A 21540-nucleotide genomic window follows, 5' to 3' on the forward strand; every position below is an offset into this window, starting at 1 on the left:
ACTCGTTAAGCGGTGAACAACGCTTCATACGACCTCAGGTCGCACGGACAAAAATAAATCAGTACCTTTGCTAAATTAGAAAGTCATGAATAACTACAGGTATGGAAAGTCACTTAATTTGGTGTCCAGTCTTGGCTGTGCAGATCATTGTCTATCTTTACCATCCTGTTTAATGTATTTGCGATAGGCTCATTATGGTCGCATAACACTCGGTAAACACACATAATGAAAGGAATTTATCTATGATATTTAAAGGAATCAGTGCTTTCCCGATCACCCCGATGTCGGATGAACGAATCGACGTGACCGCTTATAGTCAGATTCTTGGCCGTTTAATTAACGCAAGGGTTGATTCTATATGTGCCTTAGGGTCAACAGGTTTATATCCGTATTTAAACGCATCAGAGAAACATAACGCGATTGCTACAGCAGTTGAAATGGCAGGAGAAATTCCTGTCTTGGCTGGCATCGGGTCGCTACGATTAAGGGATGTGCTTGCTAATGCTGAGCAAGCAGAGCAGCTCGGCGTAAAAGGTCTTTTACTCGCGCCTATTTCTTATCATCGGTTATTCGATGAAGAAGTCTATGAACTCTATCGACGTGTATCGGAGAGCGTTTCGGTACCTATCTGTGTATACGACAACCCAGCTGCTACCCATTTTACCTTTAGTCACGAACTCCATGCTGAGATTGCAAAGCTAAAAATGGTGCAGTCAATAAAGTTCCCTGGTGCGCAATTTGAAGATCAGGGTGGATGCCGAGTTCAAGCTCTCAGAAAACTACTGCCAGGCAATGTAACGATTGGAGTTAGTGGTGACGTATTCGCTTCAAATGGCATTCAAGCAGGATGTGACGTTTGGTATTCCGTCCTAGCAGGTTTGTTCCCACTCACCGCTCTATACTTATTTAAGCAAGCCAAAATTTCTTCCCCTGCGCAAGCGAAAGAACTCTCTCTAAGATATGACAGACTGTGGCAATTGTTCTCAGATAATCTCGGTGCCATGAGGGTGATGGTCAGTGCGGCAGAAATATTAGGCTATGCTGAATCCCCATGTTTACCAACCCCTTTGACAGGATTAGATAGTGAATCCAAGCTCATTCTGCAAGAAATTATCTCAGAGTTAGATCTCGCTTAACACTATATGTAGAGTGAAATTTCTTACGGGATTTTTCGACCCAAAATCAAGATGGCAAGCTTTGGACCAAAACCGTGTCAGTGTTTTTACTAATCTAGCTGCCACGGGTAAAATGTGATCTACCCTGTCAGCACGAAGCTGGACACTTCTGAGTTACGAACCATAGAACATCCTGACTTTGCGGATTACTTCTAGTATTACAACCATACGACCACCCTGCATGTTGTTGGCCAAATGCCCTTATCCACTACAGATGGCAATTGCCGACAACAAAAAACTTATACCTAATAAGTCAAAACCTAAAACACCCTCTTTTAGAAGGTAATATCCAGAAACAATACCAATAATAGGTATAACCAAGATATTTAAGTTAGCTGACATCATCAATATACTTCGGCACTTCTGGTAGGTTATTTCATCGAAGAAGACTACCAGTTCATCTCAATATCTATCTGCCTAGGTTTTATCTTGATAACTAACTAATGTATTAAAGTACCTGCCAAGCACTTTATTAAAATCACTAATATAACCACCTACCGAGGTAGGTGGTTTTGAGAGAGAAATCTAAAACTCAGACGTTTGCCGCTAAGGAACAGAGACACACGATGCGTAAAGATAGTCGTCGCTCGGCATAGTGAGCCCAGAGTGACCATTTCTGAGAGATATATTGGCATAGCCCGGACCACGAGACGTTGATGTCCAGTAATTTATCCTGACTGCCCAGCCACGAGCAGTAAACATATTTCCATTTGTGTTGAATAGTCCCCTTAACTCATTCACAGTAGCTAAACGCCAGTTGGTTCGTCCTGCAATACTCTTGGAATTATATGTGTCACACAATGAATCTGCGTTATTCCAATCGAAAATATAGAAATCCCCAGTAGGACCTGAAGTTCCTATTTCTTGTGTAAAACCTTTATTTGTACTGCCTCCTCTACTATCTAGGAACGTTTTGGATGGTGAATTTGTAAACAATTTCCCACTACCAGTATCGAAGATGTCAAGACATGAAGCTCCCGTACTCCTACATGCATAGACCTCCACGTCCACTGTGTTACTGGTGACTCCGTCTAGGAAAGCCTCAACCGTCGTGGTGGCGACTGTGTCCCCAGACAATAAACCAGTAGGCGTGACCGTTGCTGTCTGTGGTTCATCCGGTGTCCACGTGACCGAACGGCTGACATCTGATGAGGTCCCATCACTGTAGGTCGCTGTTGCAAGTAACTGTTGTGTTTGACCTTTCGCGACTAAGACCTGTGAAGGCGTGACGGTGAGCGAGGTGACGATGGCATTGGTCACCTCCACGTCCACTGTGTTACTGGTGACTCCGTCTAGGAAAGCCTCAACCGTCGTGGTGGCGACTGTGTCCCCAGACAATAAACCAGTAGGCGTGACCGTTGCTGTCTGTGGTTCATCCGGTGTCCACGTGACCGAACGGCTGACATCTGATGAGGTCCCATCACTGTAGGTCGCTGTTGCAAGTAACTGTTGTGTTTGACCTTTCGCGACTAAGACCTGTGAAGGCGTGACGGTGAGCGAGGTGACGATGGCATTGGTCACCTCCACGTCCACTGTGTTACTGGTGACTCCATCTTTAGTGGCTGTGATCTTTATAAATCCTAACGCTTTGCCAATTAATTGTCCCGGTTCTACAAAATATCCAATGTTCTTGTTATTAGAGCGCCAAATGCTTAAATCAGTTAGCACCTTTGAAGAGTGATCAGAATAATAACCTACTGCGACGAAAGCTTTTTTGTTCCCCTTCCTCATCGTTAATTTACTTGTTCCCCGAATTCCTGATGAGGAGACGCTAATATCGATCCGTTCTAATGTTATTGCTGGTTTTACATCAACCTCTTCTGACAATTCTAAATTACAACCTGCCAAGAAGAGTATAATTAATATATAAAGGGAGATAATTTTATTCATGGCTATAGCTAGTATGGTTATAAATTAAAAATGATTCTTATAAATTCGATTAATAGCAGAGGAAATGACAATCATTTAAGATAATTAATCAATTATTTAACATAAAGCAATGATTTTATATTTTTAATTAATTATCTTTATTTATAAATATAATCATGAATAAACCCTGTATTTCGCTTTCAAATAGTACTAACTTTAGCGTTTAAAATTGGCAGATAATTAATTAAAAATAAATAATAAAAATCCCCCCCCATACAGTATTGATAGTGTTAACGTATTTTAACTAAAGAGAAAGAACTAAGCTGAGCTCAGCTGCAAGGAGATTATCAACAATGGTTTATCAATGGGCAGTATTTCGTCATCAGCATCCTATTTTCGGGGGAGGATGTGAACTATTTGTTGTCCTGCTCGCTTTTTTATCAATAGCCTTACCTCTAATATGTGAAGAAAGCTTATTAATACTAGGAATATCTTTAGGACTTGCCATCATCTGCTTTACTCTATTTTTACTTTTTGCCCAAAGTGACAAGATCCGAAGGTCTATGCCTAGCTAGAAAAATGCTATTAAGTCCTTAAAAAACTAGGAGCTCTTCCCTCGTTTGCTTGGGTTTTCAGCATATCTATCTAAGTGACTACTCACCGCCTATTGGGCGATGCTTCTTATTTCGTTAGCCATTGCTCGATAGTATCAAGACTTACGCAGCTTCCATAAGCAGAGACGATTATCCAACCGCCTTTAATTCTAGAAGGCCTTTATCACGGATATTAAGGGCGGCGTTTAAGTCACGATTTATGTCTGTAGTGCCGCCTGATGGACAATCCCACTTGCAAACCGATAAGGGCATTTCTTCCACTTTATGACCGCAACAACAGCACGTTTAGAGCTTGCATCCCACTGATTTAGTTTAACTAGATATTTGCCTTGCTCTTTTAGTTTGTACTCCAACTTAAAGACAAAACTATGCCATGAGGCGTCCGCTATGTGTTTCGCCAGTTTGCGGCTTTTCATCATGTTTGTTGATTTCAATGTCTCAATTATCACCGCTTGGTTTTCGTCAACGAGAGTTCGAGAAAGCTTATGTTGAAAATCAGCACGAGCGTTAGCCACTTTTTCGTGGCATTTGGCAACGAGCAATCTAGTTTTTGCTCGATTGGCACTGCCTTTTGCTTTTCTAGATAGCTGACGCTGCTTTCGTCTGAGATTCTTCTCAGCACGTTTTACAAATCTTGGGTTAGCTGTCTTTCTACCGTTCGATTCAATAGCAAAATGAAATAGACCTAGATCAATACCAGTTACCTTGCTTAACGTAATGCTCTTAACCTTGCCTACAATCTCACGGTGATTATTCGCCTCTACAGGCTTTATTTTCGGGAGTTTGATGCACCATCAAAGACTTTTACACCAACACAGTGATAGCTCGATTGCTTACCGTGTCTACGTTTGAATGTGGGTACTTGGCTTTCAACTTCGGATTAAAGAAGTTATCAAAGGCTTGGTGACGATTGAGTACAGATTGCTGCAAGACGGTTGAATCATCTTGCTTCAACCAGTGGTATTTACGCGATTTCTTGGCAACTGCAAGTAGTGGCTTGATGTCCTTTTTAGGATTCAGTAAGTTTTGAAAAAATCACCACTCCAAGACAAAGTTGCTTGGTAGTTACAATACGCATAATCGCCTGGTGCTCACAAAGAGCAAAAGCGTTGCTCGTATAACAAACCCGAACCGATTGAATGCCGAAAACGACTGGAATATCGAAACAAAATTCAGACCTATTGATGGCCTTACCTTATGAGGGTTTGATGCCGTCGCGCATCAGCCGACCTTAATCGTTATACAGACAAGAGAGTAAACCTTTGGCCGACGCGCGATGCTCGGAGGTTGTTTCTGTCGTCTTTTCCGTTTTCTTCGCATAGGCGTCGTCTTCTCGCATTTGTTTAATGGTGGTAGCACAGTCACACACTCTGATACTCACCCCTCCCCCCGGTGCCTTTAGTATTAAGAAGTCGATTGAATTCACCCAAATCACGTGCCTGGATATGTCAGAGGAAACCGTAGAACGTATTTTCATGTGACCCTCTAAACGCCAAAACGCACATCAAAACAAAACCCTGAGCACTTAAACGTCCCCTCCTCCGTTTGCACGAATCGCAACGCTGGAAACACAGACCCGTAAGTGGTGTACAGAATAATGTGATCCGCTCGCTCGTGAAGAAACCATTCACCAAAGCCAGCGCCATTTAATTCAATGAAAAAGTCACGGATTTCATGGAAAGCAAAACGACGCGACACCAATTGCGGAAACTGCTGCTTGATAGCTTCAACGAACCCTTGGCCTTTTAACGACGCGATATCAGCCTGTTGCTCTGGCGACTGACGACGACTGAACATTTTTAAACGCTGGATTTTGGAAACCCAATCAGACTTTCTTTTCGCCTCATCACGACACTTTTTGACTTGATAGCGCAACTTCAAGACCGCCAAAGATCTAGAGACATCATTTTTTGGTGAGCTTTCGTGCCCAGCGGCGAAACGCTGGTCGCTGAACTTTGATTTAGAGAGAGTTAGGCTTGAGTGTCGTTGTACCATGAGGAGTTTCCTTTCTGTTTGAGTATCACTTTTATGGAGCCGCTTGGCTGTCCGGCAAACGTTCTTGGTTCTCAAGGACAAGGGCGCGAAGCGTTCATATACCCTTGTCATTGGGGTTCAGAACGATCACGGTTAACAGCCTGTGAGCCCATCAAATGATGTGAGTCGAAAGGGAAATAGGCACATAAGACAATAAGCCTTTACTCGAACTTAATTAAAGTCAGTGAAAGGAGTGAGGAAGCGCAAGCGTTCTGGCCACGCCTTCGAAATAGGACGTTCTTCATCTCAAAGCCAGCCTCAGACAATTCTAGAGGGGTGATGAGGCTACCTTTTGCTCCGGTAAAGTGATTAGCTAAACAAACGAGGTCTTCCACGATCACCTTGCTTGGTCCGTTGCCATTGTTGGATCACTTTTTCATCAATCCAAAATGTCAGCCGACCCACGATTGCAGGGGTTGGGGTGTAGATTTAACCACACTGTATTTACATTAATATCAAATTTCTCTTTTACAGGGGTCCTGTCACCCCCAAAATACAGGCTAAAAATAACAATAATCTAAACTTTCTTATCTTGCTATCGCTTCAATTAATGCCAACCCACCACCTAATCGCAAAATTTTTGATTTAAAAGACTAGTAAAATCAAAGAAATGTCATTCTCAATACTCGATTGGACTCACTTGTAAGGAAAACATAATTGATAGTTAATTTATTAGTATTCGGTCTGCATTAAGAGTTAGGTGGAGCCTCGTTTAACTGATTTTAATCAAAGGTAGTAATATATGTACACAAGGACAAGAATACTGTTCTATTTGAGTTGTTTTTTTCTCTCCTTTAATGCTAGAGCGATCGATTTATCAAATAGTTACGTGACATTTTATGAGGGACCACAATTGAGTGATCAAGCATTTCTCTACCCTATACTTAGAGAGAAAGATACTCGGGAGCTCACCTATCTTGATGACCTCATTTTAGATTCTCTGAGAGGTGGGAAGTTGGGTTATCAATATTTTGATTCCGGTGGAACGAGCGCAACTTGTCAGGGGTCCAGAGGTGGTTTCATACCAATAGGCAAGAAAACCACCGTAAGAAATCTTAGAGTCCCGTCTTGCTACAACAGCTTAATCATGCGTACGCGCTTATGTCTTTATGACAAGGACAACAAGTATATTGGAGGAAATTGTACAGACTCTTACTATGGCCATACTTTTAATCCTTTAACAGAGAAGCCTAGTGACTATAGGTACAAGAAAAATGGGACGTTTGAGGGATGTGAGTTGAACCCGGTAAAAGTAAAGCTAAGTGACATCTATGAGGATTCGGCTTTAGCCCCTGAGGCAATACATACGTACTTTCCTATTGGAACTTGTCGCGCGGTGCATTTAGAAAGTCCTGACTATAAAAGTTTTACCTCGATTCTCTCTCAGATGCATCCTAAAATATATAAGCGCTTAGGACCTAAGTGCACAGTTCTAGAAACTGAACCAGTGTCTCTAGCCCATACTAATGGGACAGTTATTCATCCTAGTATCAAACCTACAAAAGTAGGTTGCTTATAATTTTTTGCTATGTGTAGTGGTCAACTGAAATTGGCCACGGTTTTAGAGGGTACCCAAGACAATCTCTCTGATTCATTAGGTGTGAGGCCACCATTATAGTGATGTGGCCTCAATTGGCTGTAATAGCCAATGATGTATTGGATAATTTATTGTTGAGCCTCAGAAAAGCTACGATAACCTACTGTTGGGATCCACTCCGTCTTTAAGCTTCTAAAGAAACGTTCCATTGGAGCAATCTCCCAGCAATTTCCTCGTCGAGATAAACTTTGTTTTATCTGAAAACGCCACAGTAACTGACGATATTTTCTACTCATCTAGTGACTGTCTTGCTCGCTGTGGAATGTAGCCCCTTTAGGCTTTCCTATACTGATGTCTCGGTAATTGACAGCTAATCGAACCAAGCGTTTTCATTAGCTTTGTTGCTAGATAACGGCTCAGAGCTACGCCTTGATTTATCACCAGATCAGCAATAGTTCTCGCTCCCGAAGAGCCATTGCTTACCGCTGCGGTCCTCACCTCGCTTGCGGTCACCCCCTCATAAATTCCGTTGTGGAAGGTCATTAATGGCGACGGCAACATACAGCGATAACACTTCATACGATGTAAGCGATTCCTTGACGTGGACGTCGAATGAGCTGAGCACGGCAACGATGACACCTACTGGCTGGTTGTCAGGGGTTGCGGTTGGCAGCACGACAGTCACGACAGCTGAAGATGGAGGTATCACCACTCACACAATCGACGTGAATGTGTTCACATGTAGAGTTACTGGATCTTCATGTCTTGAGAGCTTCGATACTGGGAGTAGGAAGATGTTTATCAACTCACCATCAAAAATATTCCTAAATAGCCTCGGCGGAGAAAATATTGGTTTTACAAAAAAAAGGAGTTAAAAGGGTTATTTAATACATACGGTAATATGTTTATCGTGCGAGTCTAGGCGCTCAGGATAAATTACTGGTCAGGGACGAATCGAGGTCCTGGTTTGAGTGTAAGACTCAAAAATGGCAGCGAAGGAACCAGTATGCCAGCGCCCCCTGCGTCTCAGACCCTTCACGGTTGAACCCTCGCGCTTGTGATTCTAGCCCTAAACCACCGACTAAAGTAGGGGGTTCTTTGTATAGTTTTGATGTCTTCCCAACCTCGCCCCTTTTTTCATCCCAGTCTTCATAGCAACTAGAATCAATAGCTCTAGGGTGACCACGTTCCAAGAAAGCGGCGCAATCTCGCGTCATAAGCACCGCCTCCAGCTCCCCGTATTTGTTTGAGTAAGATCGGGAGCACTTATCTCTACGCACGTTTTTGTCTTGCATGAGACCTCGACTTGCTTTGCTCTGAGGCTGATACAAGTATAATCCGGACAAATGAGCCAACCTAAATGTTCAGGCGTCCTAAGTGAGACTTTCGGAGTTTTTCCTGGCGTTTTGCTTTTAGTTGGCGAACCCACGTAGACTTACCCACATCCATGAATTGGGCTGCTTCAATGACCGATTCAAAAAATTAAATTTTTATTTAATTACCTATAATTAAATAATTAAACCATAGAAAAAACTCTAACATTCCATTCAATTTATTTGGGAAGATAACTCCTTTAAAACCTAAAACATTGGTTTCGCTCTCCAGTTAAATAGAGGGGGAATTTAACTATGAAATTATTAATTACTCTTCATAAGGTTGGAAAATTTTGGGGGGTAACCCTAGGCCGTGGGATTAAAAGCTAGCTCCCAGATTCGCTTGATAGAGTGCACCTCTCTTGCAAAGGGCTCGTTATAGTGAGCCTTACCAGCGCAGCACGTTCGCGAAGTGAGCTTAAACGACCAACATGATAAAAGCGGCAAAAACTGCCTTATGGTTATTAATTTTTTGGAGTTTACGATGCGGTTAATGATTTCAGCTGTGGTGGTGGTTTACATAGGCTATTTCTTTCCAAGTTATGTCCTGCTTGATTACTACCTGAGCATTACCCGAGAGTGGGCATTAAATCCGACTTTGGATCGAGCACTCTACTCTGCTTTCGCCTACTATTTTCTACCTGTTATCGCTTTTTTCGTGCTATTTGTTAGTGCTCGGCGAGATAAGCATTGGAAGCAGTACTTAACCTCTTGGCCCAGAAACGTATGTACATGGGGTGAAGGCGCGTTGATATTGATTGGGGTGATTTCATTAAATTCCGTATCAAATTATCTTCAATATATTATTTTTGATTGGTTTTCCCCGGGATCTTGGCAGGCCCAATCCTACAATTTTACCCCTTTATTTTCGGCCTCTGATGGAGTAATTGATTGGTCGAGTGTGTTGCGAAGCGCTCTAGACGGTGTGCTCATTTCTCCCGTGATAGAGGAGCTCCTGTTTCGTTATTTGTTGTTTGTTATTTTCAGGTCCATTTTTGGGGTTACTAACGCCGCATTACTCTCAAGCTTAATATTTGCTTCAATACACCAGTGGGCGCTGGACGCATTTATGTCTGGGGCGTTTCTATGTTGGGTCTTTGAGCGATATCGCCGCCTAGGAGTAGTCATTGTCATTCATGCTTGCCATAACCTGTTTATTTTACTTTATGATCTTGTCTATTATTTAAGCACTCAGCTTCACTTTAACCCTTGGGAGGCGGTTGATATTAGTATTATTGCGTTGCAAGTGGGGTATCTAGTGATTTTTTCACTATTTATTGATTATCAGCGTAGAGGGTTTAAGGAGAGGTAAGGTTTATACGGGGCGGTCTACTTTACGCCTTTATTTTAAATTCACTTGGTTGAGTTTTAGCGTGCTTTGGTTGTCAGCCACTTTTCTCCTCCATCATAAAAGTGAAATGAACGCTACGCGATTTTCACAATGAAAACAGTGCTGCCAAGAGGGAGTAAGGAAAGGATATTTAAAAGTTAGTGAGTGGTCTAAGCAAGCAATTGTCTTGCCTAGCTTCTCCGTTCCCTTCAAATCTCATTTTTAATTATAGTTAAATAATAAGTGTTTTTTTACCCAATCCTATAGCTTTGTTGATTCATCAAAAACCTATGGTTAAATAATATGCGAAAAATAATTGAAACTCAGTCAGCCCCTAAAGCTATTGGCCCATACTCTCAAGGGGTGATTTCTGGAGGGCTAATTTTCACTTCCGGACAGCTACCGCTTCACTCACAATCAGGCTTGATGGTTAAATCCTGCCTTGAAAAACAAACGACTCAATGCCTAGAGAACATGAGAGCCATTTTGCTACATGCGAATACTGATGTGTCAGACGTAGTGAAAACAACCGTTTATCTTACCGATATGGTGAGCTTTTCAATTGTGAATGAAATTTATAATGATTTTTTCATTAAACATGGTGCCAATTATTTTCCCGCAAGAACCTGTATCGAAGTGTCAAAACTCCCTCTCAATGCCATGATTGAGATAGAGGCCGTTGCTGTCGCACCTTAGCCGTTAACGTTTCGTAATTTTTTAGCTCCAGGGTGCCTATGTCGTAATTGTCATCAACAGCGCGAAAAATCCGAATGAGAGCATATTTGGTACGCTTAACTACTGAGCAAATTGATTCCTTAAAATCAAACTTAGATAGTACCTTCTATTGGTTTCAAGAAGGTACTGTGCTCAACTTCCTTGCGATAGCAAAATTAAAGAGCATGTTGTAGAACTACTAAAACATCGAAAATAAGACACCTAACAAGGCCATCTATACCTCAGGAGGAAAAATGGAAAAGGTCATCCGAGAACTGGCTAAAGAAGTAGGTCGAGTTATTCAAAAACCAGAAATGAAAACTGACTTTGTAATCAAAGGTCTCGGCATACGAAGAGGTGAAGAGGCGTTAATCTATCGTATTCCCTCTCATTCTAAAAAAGCGTCTTTCTATGAAAAAGGAGTGACTCTCTCTGAATTCCAGTTCGCTTACGTACATTTAAAAGAATCGGGTTATTTTACGAGAGCTTGGTTTAATAAAAACCTCTCTGCTTGTGCAAAAGAAGGGGCGTGCAATTTTACAACAATAGGCGGGGTTTTTAGCATTTTAGGTGTGGCAGAATACACCTCAAAGGCGACCTATCAATTAAAGGCATAACAAACTGTTTAGTGTAACTCCCAACGCTTTGCATTTCTCTCCACTAAACTTACTAGACTCAAGTGATTCAATAGTATCACTTGAGTCTTCTGTTGGAGTCCTTCTCATGAAAGTCGAGCTTGTTACTTCCCTTAAGCGTCAAGCGACCAAAACCCTCACAGACCTAGCCAGTGCTGTTCACCGAACATGGGACCCCCTCTACGTATCTGGTTGATGTGGACACCAGTTTATGCAAAACCGTTTGGCTATTCTCGAAGGGCTTGCTGGCGGTGAACTCGCAATCTCAAAGGCAAAGCACTGGGTCCTGATGAAGCAAGGAAAAATGTCAAAATGGCTGAAGGGATTTGGAGTGAGCCCGCGTTATCGACTCTCAATAATTCGCGGAATACATTGCCCTTGAAAACCTGCTCGCTGCCAAACAACTCGTTCAAAACATCTTCGAAAGAGTCGAACGCCTCAGCTAATTTCCCGAGTCTGGGCGTCTTCCTCCTGATCTTAAACACCTCAATTCTCGTGAATTCGTGGTTAATCCTTGCCGTGTTTTTTACCAAGCTAAAGGTGTGCATCTTTAGTTCAGCTGAACTAACCGTTGAACTAAAAACGTCTCAAGACGCTCTTGAAGTACTCGACCGTGATCAGTTTACCTTAATGAACGACCCCACGGCTATACGGCTGAGACGGGAAAAATTATCGTTATAAAACAAGGCAAAGTGACGTTTTCTGTTGAGGCCCAGAGGCTCATCAGCCCGTTATTAACTATCACGAACACCACCGCTGAAAATGTGTTGCTCACTTAATGAGACGGAGCGGAACAATACGAAAAGCGATTGCTTAAAGTGATAGAAGGCTTAACTTGGCGACACAAACGGTAAGTATTTTAGTTCTTCCCCAAGTTTGGATTTTAAAAAACTCAATTATACCGTTAATGAGATGAAATATAATGTGGTGCGGTCTTACGCAAAAAGCATTCAAGCGCTAGAGTAGAATGCCCCGATGGACGGACATTATGCAAATTTTCGACAACAAGATGGTGCGAGAAAAATGACAGTGTTGGTAGACAATATGACCGTTATTGCAAGGATTTAGCAAAGCTAACCGTCCCCGAATTAACTGCGCTCACCAAGGAGCATGGGGAGTTCTATTCATACTTCCCAACGCTTCATTTCTTTTGGACGTCGAGTAAAATTGCGCCAGAAATCACCACGCAATCCGCCGGCGCTTCAGAGTTTCTGTCTATCACTTGGTTCTCAAGAATTTCAAACATCCATAAGAGCCATTCTTCTCTGGCCATCTGTGTACGGAACATTCAAGTTCCGTCGGCAACGCTATCGAAAGGCCGAGGGCTGGCTCGGCTTTTCAATGTCTTTATTAACGATGTTTACTGGGGCTCCAAGGTTTCGCCAGAGCGATGAAAACGCTGGAAATTTACTTCTTTCTAGGGCCACTCTGTATGAGCCTCAGCGATCCGAGGGATTTGGTTTCCATGAATTGACCCATTGCCGCCCAATGGGCAATGGTTTGGGACGGGGTCAGTCCAGAGCTTTTGGCGGCTCTGAGTGCTTGTTTGAACAACACTTGATCGATATAGACACTCACTTTCATCACTAATCCTTCTTGTTCATGCTTACTTTATTTAAATTTACTCGGAACCCAAGATTTTGCCGCTAGAGTTTATTTTAAAACCGTCCTAATAGGGCTCGATCGGCAAATAACCACGCCCCTCAGCGCTCGGGTTGCTCGTCCTTGACCGTGATTTGAATCTTTTGGATGGGTAATTTTAAAATTAATAAGGCTAGACGCCGTCAAAAACGGGCAGCGCTTCGAACAGGACTAGTACGTTGATAACGATGATGCTCACACCGTAGATAAACACACCAACCAACACCAACTCTCCTCCAGGCACTTGGTAAGCCTTCGATTTTTTCTGATCTTCTTCACTCTCTTCAAGGTTGTTAAACGCTGGTCTTTGTAGTCTCGATTTCCTTACTAACAATGCCGGTACGATACATGCCCAAATCGCAGCGGCAGACGCTGCATAACCAATTGCGCTAAGAAAACCAAAAGGAAAAAGAAGAGAAAAAATAAGAGGCGGAATAAATGTAACCGCCCAGGTCTTGGTTCTTCCTTTGGAGGTAGCATCAAATTGAAAAAGATCGGCCAAAAAATCAAACACACCCAACCCTACCCCAATAAAACTCGACAAAATGGCCGCCGCTGAAAAAGCACTAATGACATTTGATAGGGTTTCTTCAGCCAACACTGCTTTTAAGCTGATGAGTAAGATGTCTATATTTCCACCTTCTGCAATTATAGGGCCGAAGCTAATTCTTGGTAAATTACCATAGATACTTAATAGCCAAATGGTGTAGATAAAGAACGCCATGAGCGTTCCGCCTACAATCGCCCTTTGTGCGAGCCTTTCATCAAGGTAGTAGTCTCGCAGAGTGGAGACGCTGTGCTGGTATCCAAATGAAGTTAAAGCAATAGGGAAAAACCCCCATACGTATTGCGCATACTCAAACTTTAAGTGAGCAGTATCCAACAAAGTAACAAGATTAACATTAAACCAAAGGCCAGCAGTCCCAAAAATAAAGCTGATAATCATAAATAGCATCAACACCATGGAAATGCGGTCAACTGTTTTTGTTGAATGCCAAACTAGTCCAGAAAAGATAAGCACAAAAAGGATAGAAGCTAGTTTAGGGGAAAGGCCAAAGTACTCCTTAATGATCAGTCCAGATGAAGTGATGTAAGCGTACAGTAAAATCCCTCCCACAAAGTAGATCATTAAGTTATTAAAAAAATTAACCTCTTTTCCTAACAAATCTTTTGTGATGGAAGAAAAAGACGACCTGTATGGATAATCTTTTAAAACTTCGAGTAACATACAACCACTGGTTGTCATAATGAGCATAGTGAAGAGCAAAGCCATTAAAGCACCGATGGTCCAGACCCCAGCCCCTGCAGCGGGAAGTCCAAGCATACCAGCGCCGACGCAAATACAAGCGACAATACAGGCTCCTCCAATCATTGAAGGCGGGGTTGTGCTCCTTACCTGTTTCATACTAGACATAAATAAATACCTTTCTTTCGTTAGTTCAATTGCTCTTTTAGACTGCTCCCCTTACAAGCTAGGAGGCACAAAAAAGCGCTAGAACCTAGAATCTAGAACTTAATTTTAGGAATGACATATTAATTAAATTCTAAATTAGCCTAATATTTCTACCTAGTTAACCTAACTAAAAAATATTGTTTCGATGTTGAGTGCAGAAGGTGTCAAAATCGGGGGGGATTTAAGGTTCGTCAGAGAATGCGTGAAGCTGGTTAATGAGTAATCAGCCAGGTTCGCATCGATATAAACATGCAAAATTGGAGAGGCTAGACGCGATGATCTTACTTAGATTGGGTCTGGTTCGAAGTAGACCTACTTAAGCCGACGCGTTGTGGAATGGTCTTTATCAGATAAGCCTGATGCCACAATTTCAGGCAAGGAAAGATATGAGCTATTACTTGATGAGTTACTACAATCGGCCTCGGCCTCAGCACGCAACTCATGGGCTGTCGCCAGTAAATGCCGAAAATAGGCTTAAATCAGTGTCCGAAATGTTGACCACTTACACTTAACAGAATAACGTCTATCTTTTGGGGGGTCAGCGTGGTTTTTGTCTACGAGAGTTCGAGAGAGTTTGTGTTGAAAATCAGCGCGAGCGTTAGCGACTTTTTCATCGCATTTAGCTAATAGCAATCTAGCTTTACGAGATAACTACTTCTGCTTACGTCTGAGGTTCTTCTCAGCACGCTTTATAAATCTGGGGTTAGCTGTCTTTCTGCCGTTCGATTCAATAGTAAAGTGAGACAGACCAAGATCAATACCTGTCACCTTACTCACTGTATGAAGCAAACTAGGCGCTTCCACTCCATCATCAACAAGGATAGATGCGTAGAACTTACCTGTTTTACTCAACCTGACAGTAATACTTTTAACTTTACCTACAATTTCACGGTGAATGTTCGCCTCTACAGGTTTCATTTTCGGAAGCTTGCGGTACATATGCGACTTTAAATGTAGAGCTTTGTGGTTCGCAAAACGCACAACGCCAAACTGAGCTATTAAAAACTCAGATTGCTCTTACGTTGGGTAAATGCGTGCCTTAGTTGCTCTTAACACTCAAAATCCTTAACTGTATTCATGAACAGTCGTATATCAACTGCTTCGGGCTGTCTATCTTAAAGTGCTATCGCACTTTCGCCTTATCTCCCCGCCCTCAGAGCTGGCGAGGGTTTACGGCGTGATTGCTAAAAAATCAATTACTCCCAGGACTGTGAAAATTCTTGATCTTTAAAGGCAGCAGCGAGGCCTGTGACTTGCTGTAATCGTAGAACTTCATCTTTATCCATTCCCAATTCGTAACAAATTTTATGATTTGCCCATCCCATCTCTTTGAGTTGAATAATCAGATCTGCAATCAGTTCAACTTGGTGTGAGCCACGCGCCAGGTTATGGCGAACAGAAGTCGATATGCAATTTTCTTCAGGCAAATTAAGGACCACCGCGGGGATGTACCCCGTTAGGGTTTGCAGCTCTGGGTGGTTCAATAATAATTGATAACGATGAAACCCATCGATGACAACGTATTTTTTGACCGAAGTATTCAAACGATTAACCAAAATAGGCATAGTTAAACCATTTTTCTCCATCGACGTTTTTAGGAGTTTGCTTTCTGGAGGCGCCATTTTATTTGGGTTGTATTGATTAGCTTCTATTTCATCAAGTGGGATCATTTCAACATGACAAGCTGGCGGTAAATCAGGAATAAGCTCGATGAGTACTTTGGCTGCTTTATTGTAAATTGCGACCTTATCAATGACTTGTTTGTCCGTGTTATTGATAGATTTCAACGGCTTCTTGGTGCGATGCTGATAAGCTAGAGTAGGTTCACTTTCCATTCGTATCACTCTTCTTCTCCATAGAGGGCATGGTATTGTTTTGCTAAGGACTTGTTGTACCCAAAAGAGAGTCCTCGGCACCAATAGTCATTTTTAATCAGTACTTTACAAATTCTTCTCCAACTAGGAACTTGCTTCCTAGATTCCAATTTACTCTCTGCGTAATCAGGGATGCAGGTCACTCCTTTTTGAGGACCGTTTTTACGCCACCACTGTAAGAACTTAAAAATTCGGTCTCGGTAATGTTTTTCTACATGTGGCGGCATGGTTTTCAGAAGGTATTTACTGTATTGCCGGTAGCTAAGCCCCGGTGGTAATTCAAAGCGATAATAACCAAGGATACGCCCCTGACTTTTTGAGTATCGAGCACCAAAGTTACATCCTTCTACTCTGGCAACTAATTTTTGCCAGGTATCAGGTTCTAATATTTGATATAGCCACAGCCCTTTTCTTTGCTCATCGCCAAAAGGTTGGCAAAGCCGCTGCTGTGAAAGAGGGACGCCGGCCTTATGCATTAAGTCGTAAATACGGTTGTAATCCCAACTAAAGCGGTAATTCGCAACCCAAATATCTTTAGTTTTCCAATCGTATAAGGGATAAGCCATATACACATTTGGCTGCATTTTAGTCGTCCAATATTTATCTGAAAATTTTTTTTTGGACCTATTTTTAATGGTATTGAAGCGATGTAAAGATTCATCAGCACGTATACCGATTAACACAGCGATTGGCTCACCCCTTTCCTTTTGGTACCAATGAGCAAACTTAAAAACAAAGTCTTCAAACTCCATCCCGTTTTGGAAAAAAGGGAATACATCCGGGTTTGAAATCACGCCTTTATGCGGTGGTCGGTCCCTGACCCATTGCGCTTCTTTAGCAGGATCCCAACAAAGCCATTTAGGCTGAAACTGTGAGATTGAATTCCTTAAGCTGAGCGGTAAACAAACCCAATAGGGGTTAATTTCTCCGTCCAGTACCATGCGCTCAATGAAGGCATGAGTTTCATGATACTGAGCTTCAAAGTCCACGATGAGTACATCGACAGGTAATCGACCACGCTTTTTCGCTTCTTGAATAGTCAGATTTAAAAGGACGCCAGAGTCTTTCCCTCCAGAGAAGGAAACATAGAAATGGTTAAAGTTGTCGAAAAGATAGCAAATTCTTTGTCGAGCGCCTTCAAGCACATTGTATTTTTGCTGAATTTTATCTCGAGAGAAATCGCCTTCTCTTCTTTTTTTACTGGCAATCATGATTTCCACAATGTCATTAACTACTCAAATAAAAATAAATAACTTTTGCATTTTTTATAAATTAATTATTAATAATTAATTTATTTATAAGGGCAATATTGAAGAAAAGCTCTTCCGAATTTCAAGCTCGGGAGAGCTTTGAGAGACTAGAAACTAAAGTGAAGATTACCTCTTAAACCAATAATCCAACTGTCATCAGCTTCTGAGTTCTTCGGTAAAGAATAAAGATATTGAACATTAGGAGTTAACGAGAGCGCACCCCAGTTCATTCGGTAATAGATTTCAGAGTTGTAAGAGTCATCAGCTACATTAGCAGAGTTGGGCTTAGCCCAACCCAAGGCGATGCCTAGCATGCCAGGTCCTGCCTCATACCCAGTACCAAACACGACCGAAGATTTGTATAGAGCCTCAGGTCCTTGCGCGACACCGGCTCTGAAAAATGGTATCCATGAGCCGGTTTTATATATGGACGACCAATTTGCGCCATAGTTTTCGCTAGCTTTCTCTTTTCCATCACTGTGCCAAACTGTTAGGTGTGAATTCTTCAAATAAAAATCGTCTTTCGACTCCACCCAACCTATTTCTAGGGACTTAAAATATTGATTATCATTGATGAACTGTTCAACACCATCGAAAGGCTTAGTCGAATCAGCTTTTGCATCAGAGAAACTTGCATAAAAATAATAGTTTTCCGACATCATATGGCGTAGAACGCCGCCGAATGTTGATTCATCTGGGATTGGGATAGAACCGGAACCGGTACTAAACTGTAAGTTAGAAAAACCATAGTAAGGGTTACCCAACTGATAAGTATCAACATAATCAGTTGCATCTAAAAAACCAACCATCATATCAGTAGATTGTTTATTAAAGGTTTGTGTCCAATAAAGATTCGTTAACCTTAAACCTATATCACTAAAAGCTGGTTGGATTACACCAAACCCTCCGACATTCTCCATGACAAATTCAGAGGGCGTACTCTCTGTATAACCGTGCTTATGATCAACCCTCAGCTGCAAAGCTCCGGTATCACTCTCTTTTTGGTAAGCTCGCCAATTCAATGTAATCCGTGCAATACCAGCTGCCGCACTGCTGTCTTTGTTCGGCAAGCTCTCACTGGACGTTAAACCAAAAACATAATAATCCACAGCTCCCTTTAAATCCTGGTCTTCAGCCGCATGAATCAACGTTGGCGTAACAAACACAACCGATCCCACAAGCGTTAGCCAAAAACGCTTAGTCTTTTTCGTAAATGCTACATTCTCAATCATATCAATAACTTCCTTTTTTTTTCATCGAAGTTGTACGACTCAGCTCAACTTTCATTGTTAGTCAGGAGTTATTAAGAGGGATTTGAAAAATGAATACTCGTAATTAATAGGTAATTTAAGCGCTCTCCTTTATCAACCTGTCACAATCATTTATTTAAAATCGAAAACACCTCAATTTTTTATACCAACATCAAAAATTGAGGTATATACTATTTCTTATCCCTACCCGGAGGCAGAAATGGATAATCAAAACACTACAAACACATTTCAAGCGCTTAAAATCGGTGCAGACGCTTACATTCAGCGTCGTAATCAACGTTTACTGGCCAATCATCGCAAAGAGCTGCGTAACTTTACCCGAGCAGAAGCCTCGGCCTACCTTGGCATTGATGCAAAAACGCTTGATCGGTATGTTACCGCCGCTGCGATAGATCCCCGTCGTCATGAAGACTCACAATGGTCGATCGATATCGCGGAAATGTACAAGGTACGTAACTTACTACCAGATAATCTACGTAAAGACGCTAAGTTCATACGCAGTGAGCAGCAAAAGGCGCAAGTGATGGTTATCCAGAACCAAAAAGGCGGTGTTGGTAAAACCGTTTCTGCCGCGACTATCGCATCAGGTTTAGCGACCGAGTTTCATCAAGAGTATCGTGTTGGTCTAATCGATATGGATGGCCAAGCCACGCTATCGATGTACTACGCGCCCGAAGCCGAGCAAGAAGGTAACTTGTCTGTTGGTGACTTGATGATGAAAACGTTCGACCTCGATGAAGGCGAAACCGTTGATCAAGTCATCTCTGAAGCCTTTCTTGAAACTACCATTCCAAACCTGCGCATTTTGCCTGCCGCGCAAAGTGACCGAGCGATGGAAGGCTGGTTTCATGAGCAAGTATTCAGTCAAACCTTAAATTCACCTTATTCACTACTTAAAGACATCATCGATAGTGTAAAAGATGAGTTTGATATCATTATTATCGACACCCCTCCTTCACTAGGTTATGCAACCTTCAATGCGTATTTTGCCGCAACGAATGTGGTCTTCCCATTGTCGATTACCGAAAACGACATTGATGCTACCTGCTCTTACTTCAGCTACATTCCTCAGGTGTGGGCCCTGTTAGAGAACGCCAACCATGAAGGCTACGACTTCATGAAGATCTTACTGACTAACCATCGTGATAGCTCAACCACTACCGAATTAATGAACAACCTGTACGACAACTTCTCTCCTTACTTGTACTCAAAAGAGTTTAAGCATAGTGAGGCCGTTCGTCAGTCATCTTCCCTACTCTCGACGGTGTTTGATATGTCGAAAAGTGAATACCCGAAAAGCAAAGCAACTTTCCAAAGCGCGCAACAAAACAGCTATGAAGTTACAAGTCAGATCTTGCGCGATATTCTGAACGTTTGGCGTGAACAGGAGAACAAATAATGGCGAAGAAACGTGGCGGGAGCCCTTTAGGCAATGCTCCTGGTTCAGCTCAAGCGCAGCAATCAGCGGCCAAAGCAAATTTAGACACTCTAACAAGTCAACTCAGCACCGAGCTAGAGAAAAGCGGGCAAAACGCTGAAGACTACCTTAGAACTAAGTTTGGATTAGAGTCTGTTGGCCAGAAAATGGTTTGGCAATTAGCTTCTGGTTCAACTGCCACTTTCAATGAAGTTACACTGTCACACGAACAAGTTAAGCAGAACTCATTTGTGACCTTTGATGTTAATGGTCGTGACCAGTCTCTGTTAACCAAAGAATCATTGGAAGATTTGAACTCGTTAGAGTTTCAGCAGTTCTATCCAGCCGTTGGCCGAGAAATTAATGGTCGCATTGATATTCTTGATGGCTCTCGCCGTCGTGCTTGGTTTTTATTTCAAGAAGGTCGTGTAAAAACATTCCGAATTCTAGTCACTCAAAACGAGCTTTCTACCACCGATGCCAAAGCGCTGGCTAAGCAGCTGCAAACCGCCAAAGAGCACAACCAGCGTGAAATTGGTTTGCAATGTCAAACTCTGATGAAGAACGGTGAGCTAACTCAAGAAGATGCGGCAAAAATCTTAAATATTAGCCGTCAAGCGGTAGGTCGAGCGCTGAAAGCAGCCAGTATTGACAGTAAGCTGATTGCCCTATTCCCTGTCGTTAACGACTTGTCTCATGCTGATTACTCCCTCTTGGCTAAGGTGATGAAAGCGTTCGCCGATGACAAGAAAGCCTTGAGCAGCTTCATTAAAAAAATAGCCGATAATGCTGTCAACGCTCAGGCTGAGCAGAGCCAAGAAGACGCTAAAGACGCTCTGATTGCTTACATTAAAGTTGAGTTAAAGATCGTTGAAGCCAAGCAAGAATTGGACAAAGCTGTCATTACTCCTCTAGCAGAGTTCGACAGTAAAGGTATGTTTGCTCGTAAGCGTGTTAAAGGTCGAAACTTTTCGTATGAATTTGGTCGCTTATCAAAGGATGTCCAAGCTGAACTCGATAAAGCTATCCAATCAGTGTTAGGTAAACACCACCAATCAACTTTATAAAAAGATAAAGGCTCTCAAATTAGGTAATGCCGTTCACTTGTGAGTGAACGGCATTTTTGTTCTTAGCATACCGGCTGTGGTCTAGGCTTAACTGTTCTAGGGAATGTTCTTTCCCTTCGCCCTTCAAGTATTAAGCTTTCAGCCATGTTGTGAAACCCCTTTAACTGACGAGGTATTGCTCCTGGTGTTGAGTAAGGTAAGCCTACAAGTAACGCCGATACATGAGCTAATGTGCCGTTAAAACTCAGTTGATAAGGAAGGTAATTTCCCTTTAAATTGAAGCAGA

Annotated in this window: 15 protein-coding genes and 5 pseudogenes; 8 read left to right on the plus strand and 12 right to left on the minus strand. The window is 42.2% G+C overall.

Annotated features, from left to right (window positions below; translation table 11 throughout):
• Positions 1-242: 242 nt before the first annotated feature.
• Positions 243-1136 (plus strand): dihydrodipicolinate synthase family protein, encoded by an 894-nt coding sequence (locus AB6D06_RS21230; RefSeq protein ID WP_017100374.1) that lies wholly within the window; start codon positions 243-245, stop codon positions 1134-1136.
• Positions 1137-1721: 585 nt separating this feature from the next.
• On the opposite strand, the gene AB6D06_RS21235 is transcribed toward AB6D06_RS21230, so the two are convergent.
• From AB6D06_RS21235 to AB6D06_RS21260, 6 genes and pseudogenes are all read right to left on the minus strand, one after another.
• A complete protein-coding gene (locus tag AB6D06_RS21235) occupies positions 1722-2708 on the minus strand; it encodes an Ig-like domain-containing protein (protein WP_372111759.1) in 987 nt (328 codons plus the stop codon).
• A gap of 1079 nt (positions 2709-3787) precedes the next feature.
• The gene (locus tag AB6D06_RS21240) at positions 3788-3910 is read right to left on the minus strand and encodes a transposase (protein WP_198592117.1); all 123 of its coding nucleotides are present in this window, start codon (positions 3908-3910) and stop codon (positions 3788-3790) included.
• Positions 3856-4446: a transposase gene (locus tag AB6D06_RS21245; protein WP_338390936.1), complete on the minus strand. Its 591-nt coding sequence runs from the start codon at positions 4444-4446 to the stop codon at positions 3856-3858. Before AB6D06_RS21245 ends, AB6D06_RS21240 begins: the two co-directional genes overlap by 55 nt.
• A 697-nt stretch (positions 4447-5143) precedes the next feature.
• The gene (locus AB6D06_RS21250) at positions 5144-5653 is read right to left on the minus strand and encodes a hypothetical protein (RefSeq protein ID WP_102258285.1); all 510 of its coding nucleotides are present in this window, start codon (positions 5651-5653) and stop codon (positions 5144-5146) included.
• 1578 nt (positions 5654-7231) lie between these two features.
• Positions 7232-7715, minus strand: a pseudogene (locus AB6D06_RS21255) (integrase core domain-containing protein); the annotation flags it as partial.
• A gap of 871 nt (positions 7716-8586) precedes the next feature.
• Positions 8587-8702: pseudogene (locus AB6D06_RS21260) on the minus strand (IS3 family transposase); the annotation flags it as partial.
• A gap of 384 nt (positions 8703-9086) precedes the next feature.
• On the opposite strand from AB6D06_RS21260, the gene AB6D06_RS21265 reads away from it, so the two are divergent.
• From AB6D06_RS21265 to AB6D06_RS21285, 5 genes and pseudogenes are all read left to right on the plus strand, one after another.
• Positions 9087-9914: a CPBP family intramembrane glutamic endopeptidase gene (locus AB6D06_RS21265; RefSeq protein WP_016800044.1), complete on the plus strand. Its 828-nt coding sequence runs from the start codon at positions 9087-9089 to the stop codon at positions 9912-9914.
• A 321-nt stretch (positions 9915-10235) separates the two neighbouring features.
• Complete coding sequence (locus AB6D06_RS21270; RefSeq protein ID WP_016800045.1) at positions 10236-10628, plus strand: Rid family detoxifying hydrolase; 393 nt, start codon at positions 10236-10238, stop codon at positions 10626-10628.
• Positions 10629-10900: 272 nt separating this feature from the next.
• Entirely contained in the window at positions 10901-11263 is a 363-nt protein-coding gene (locus tag AB6D06_RS21275; protein ID WP_016800046.1) for a hypothetical protein, read from the plus strand.
• A 106-nt stretch (positions 11264-11369) separates the two neighbouring features.
• Positions 11370-11603: pseudogene (locus tag AB6D06_RS21280) on the plus strand (prevent-host-death family protein); the annotation flags it as partial.
• A pseudogene (locus AB6D06_RS21285) lies at positions 11594-11823 on the plus strand (type II toxin-antitoxin system RelE/ParE family toxin); the annotation flags it as partial. The pseudogenes AB6D06_RS21280 and AB6D06_RS21285, both read left to right, overlap by 10 nt.
• A gap of 1232 nt (positions 11824-13055) precedes the next feature.
• On the opposite strand, the gene AB6D06_RS21290 reads toward AB6D06_RS21285, so the two are convergent.
• The 5 genes from AB6D06_RS21290 to AB6D06_RS21310 form a co-directional block, all read right to left on the minus strand.
• Entirely contained in the window at positions 13056-14336 is a 1281-nt protein-coding gene (locus AB6D06_RS21290; protein WP_229648117.1) for an aromatic amino acid transporter, read from the minus strand.
• A gap of 690 nt (positions 14337-15026) precedes the next feature.
• Positions 15027-15293: a transposase gene (locus tag AB6D06_RS21295; protein ID WP_229648116.1), complete on the minus strand. Its 267-nt coding sequence runs from the start codon at positions 15291-15293 to the stop codon at positions 15027-15029.
• 278 nt (positions 15294-15571) lie between these two features.
• Positions 15572-16210: a ParB/RepB/Spo0J family partition protein gene (locus AB6D06_RS21300; RefSeq protein ID WP_017102340.1), complete on the minus strand. Its 639-nt coding sequence runs from the start codon at positions 16208-16210 to the stop codon at positions 15572-15574.
• A 5-nt stretch (positions 16211-16215) separates the two neighbouring features.
• Positions 16216-17460: a DUF3440 domain-containing protein gene (locus AB6D06_RS21305; protein ID WP_102428347.1), complete on the minus strand. Its 1245-nt coding sequence runs from the start codon at positions 17458-17460 to the stop codon at positions 16216-16218.
• A gap of 146 nt (positions 17461-17606) precedes the next feature.
• Positions 17607-18731 carry a carbohydrate porin gene (locus AB6D06_RS21310; RefSeq protein ID WP_017102338.1) on the minus strand — a complete coding sequence of 375 codons (1125 nt, stop codon included), beginning with the start codon at positions 18729-18731 and terminating at the stop codon, positions 17607-17609.
• A gap of 238 nt (positions 18732-18969) precedes the next feature.
• Here AB6D06_RS21310 and AB6D06_RS21315 point away from each other — a divergent pair, with 238 nt between their 5' ends.
• Entirely contained in the window at positions 18970-20169 is a 1200-nt protein-coding gene (locus AB6D06_RS21315) for a ParA family protein (protein WP_016800054.1), read from the plus strand.
• A complete protein-coding gene (locus AB6D06_RS21320) occupies positions 20169-21254 on the plus strand; it encodes a ParB family protein (RefSeq protein ID WP_017102337.1) in 1086 nt (361 codons plus the stop codon). The genes AB6D06_RS21315 and AB6D06_RS21320 overlap by 1 nt, the downstream gene beginning before the upstream one ends.
• Positions 21255-21273: 19 nt before the next feature.
• On the opposite strand, the pseudogene AB6D06_RS21325 reads toward AB6D06_RS21320, so the two are convergent.
• A pseudogene (locus AB6D06_RS21325) lies at positions 21274-21540 on the minus strand (IS4 family transposase); the annotation flags it as partial.

Source organism: Vibrio sp. 10N.239.311.G01, assembly GCF_041465805.1.
Lineage (GTDB): Bacteria > Pseudomonadota > Gammaproteobacteria > Enterobacterales > Vibrionaceae > Vibrio > Vibrio crassostreae_C.

Bases quoted from the DNA above. Each gene is read 5' to 3' on its own strand.
- AB6D06_RS21230 (WP_017100374.1), top strand. From the start codon at position 243: ATGATATTTAAAGGAATCAGTGCTTTCCCGATCACCCCGATGTCGGAT.
- AB6D06_RS21240 (WP_198592117.1), bottom strand. From the start codon at position 3,910: ATGCCCTTATCGGTTTGCAAGTGGGATTGTCCATCAGGCGGCACTACA.
- AB6D06_RS21250 (WP_102258285.1), bottom strand. From the start codon at position 5,653: ATGGTACAACGACACTCAAGCCTAACTCTCTCTAAATCAAAGTTCAGC.
- AB6D06_RS21265 (WP_016800044.1), top strand. From the start codon at position 9,087: ATGCGGTTAATGATTTCAGCTGTGGTGGTGGTTTACATAGGCTATTTC.
- AB6D06_RS21270 (WP_016800045.1), top strand. From the start codon at position 10,236: ATGCGAAAAATAATTGAAACTCAGTCAGCCCCTAAAGCTATTGGCCCA.
- AB6D06_RS21275 (WP_016800046.1), top strand. From the start codon at position 10,901: ATGGAAAAGGTCATCCGAGAACTGGCTAAAGAAGTAGGTCGAGTTATT.
- AB6D06_RS21290 (WP_229648117.1), bottom strand. From the start codon at position 14,336: ATGTCTAGTATGAAACAGGTAAGGAGCACAACCCCGCCTTCAATGATT.
- AB6D06_RS21295 (WP_229648116.1), bottom strand. From the start codon at position 15,293: ATGAAACCTGTAGAGGCGAACATTCACCGTGAAATTGTAGGTAAAGTT.
- AB6D06_RS21300 (WP_017102340.1), bottom strand. From the start codon at position 16,210: ATGGAAAGTGAACCTACTCTAGCTTATCAGCATCGCACCAAGAAGCCG.
- AB6D06_RS21305 (WP_102428347.1), bottom strand. From the start codon at position 17,460: ATGATTGCCAGTAAAAAAAGAAGAGAAGGCGATTTCTCTCGAGATAAA.
- AB6D06_RS21310 (WP_017102338.1), bottom strand. From the start codon at position 18,731: ATGATTGAGAATGTAGCATTTACGAAAAAGACTAAGCGTTTTTGGCTA.
- AB6D06_RS21315 (WP_016800054.1), top strand. From the start codon at position 18,970: ATGGATAATCAAAACACTACAAACACATTTCAAGCGCTTAAAATCGGT.
- AB6D06_RS21320 (WP_017102337.1), top strand. From the start codon at position 20,169: ATGGCGAAGAAACGTGGCGGGAGCCCTTTAGGCAATGCTCCTGGTTCA.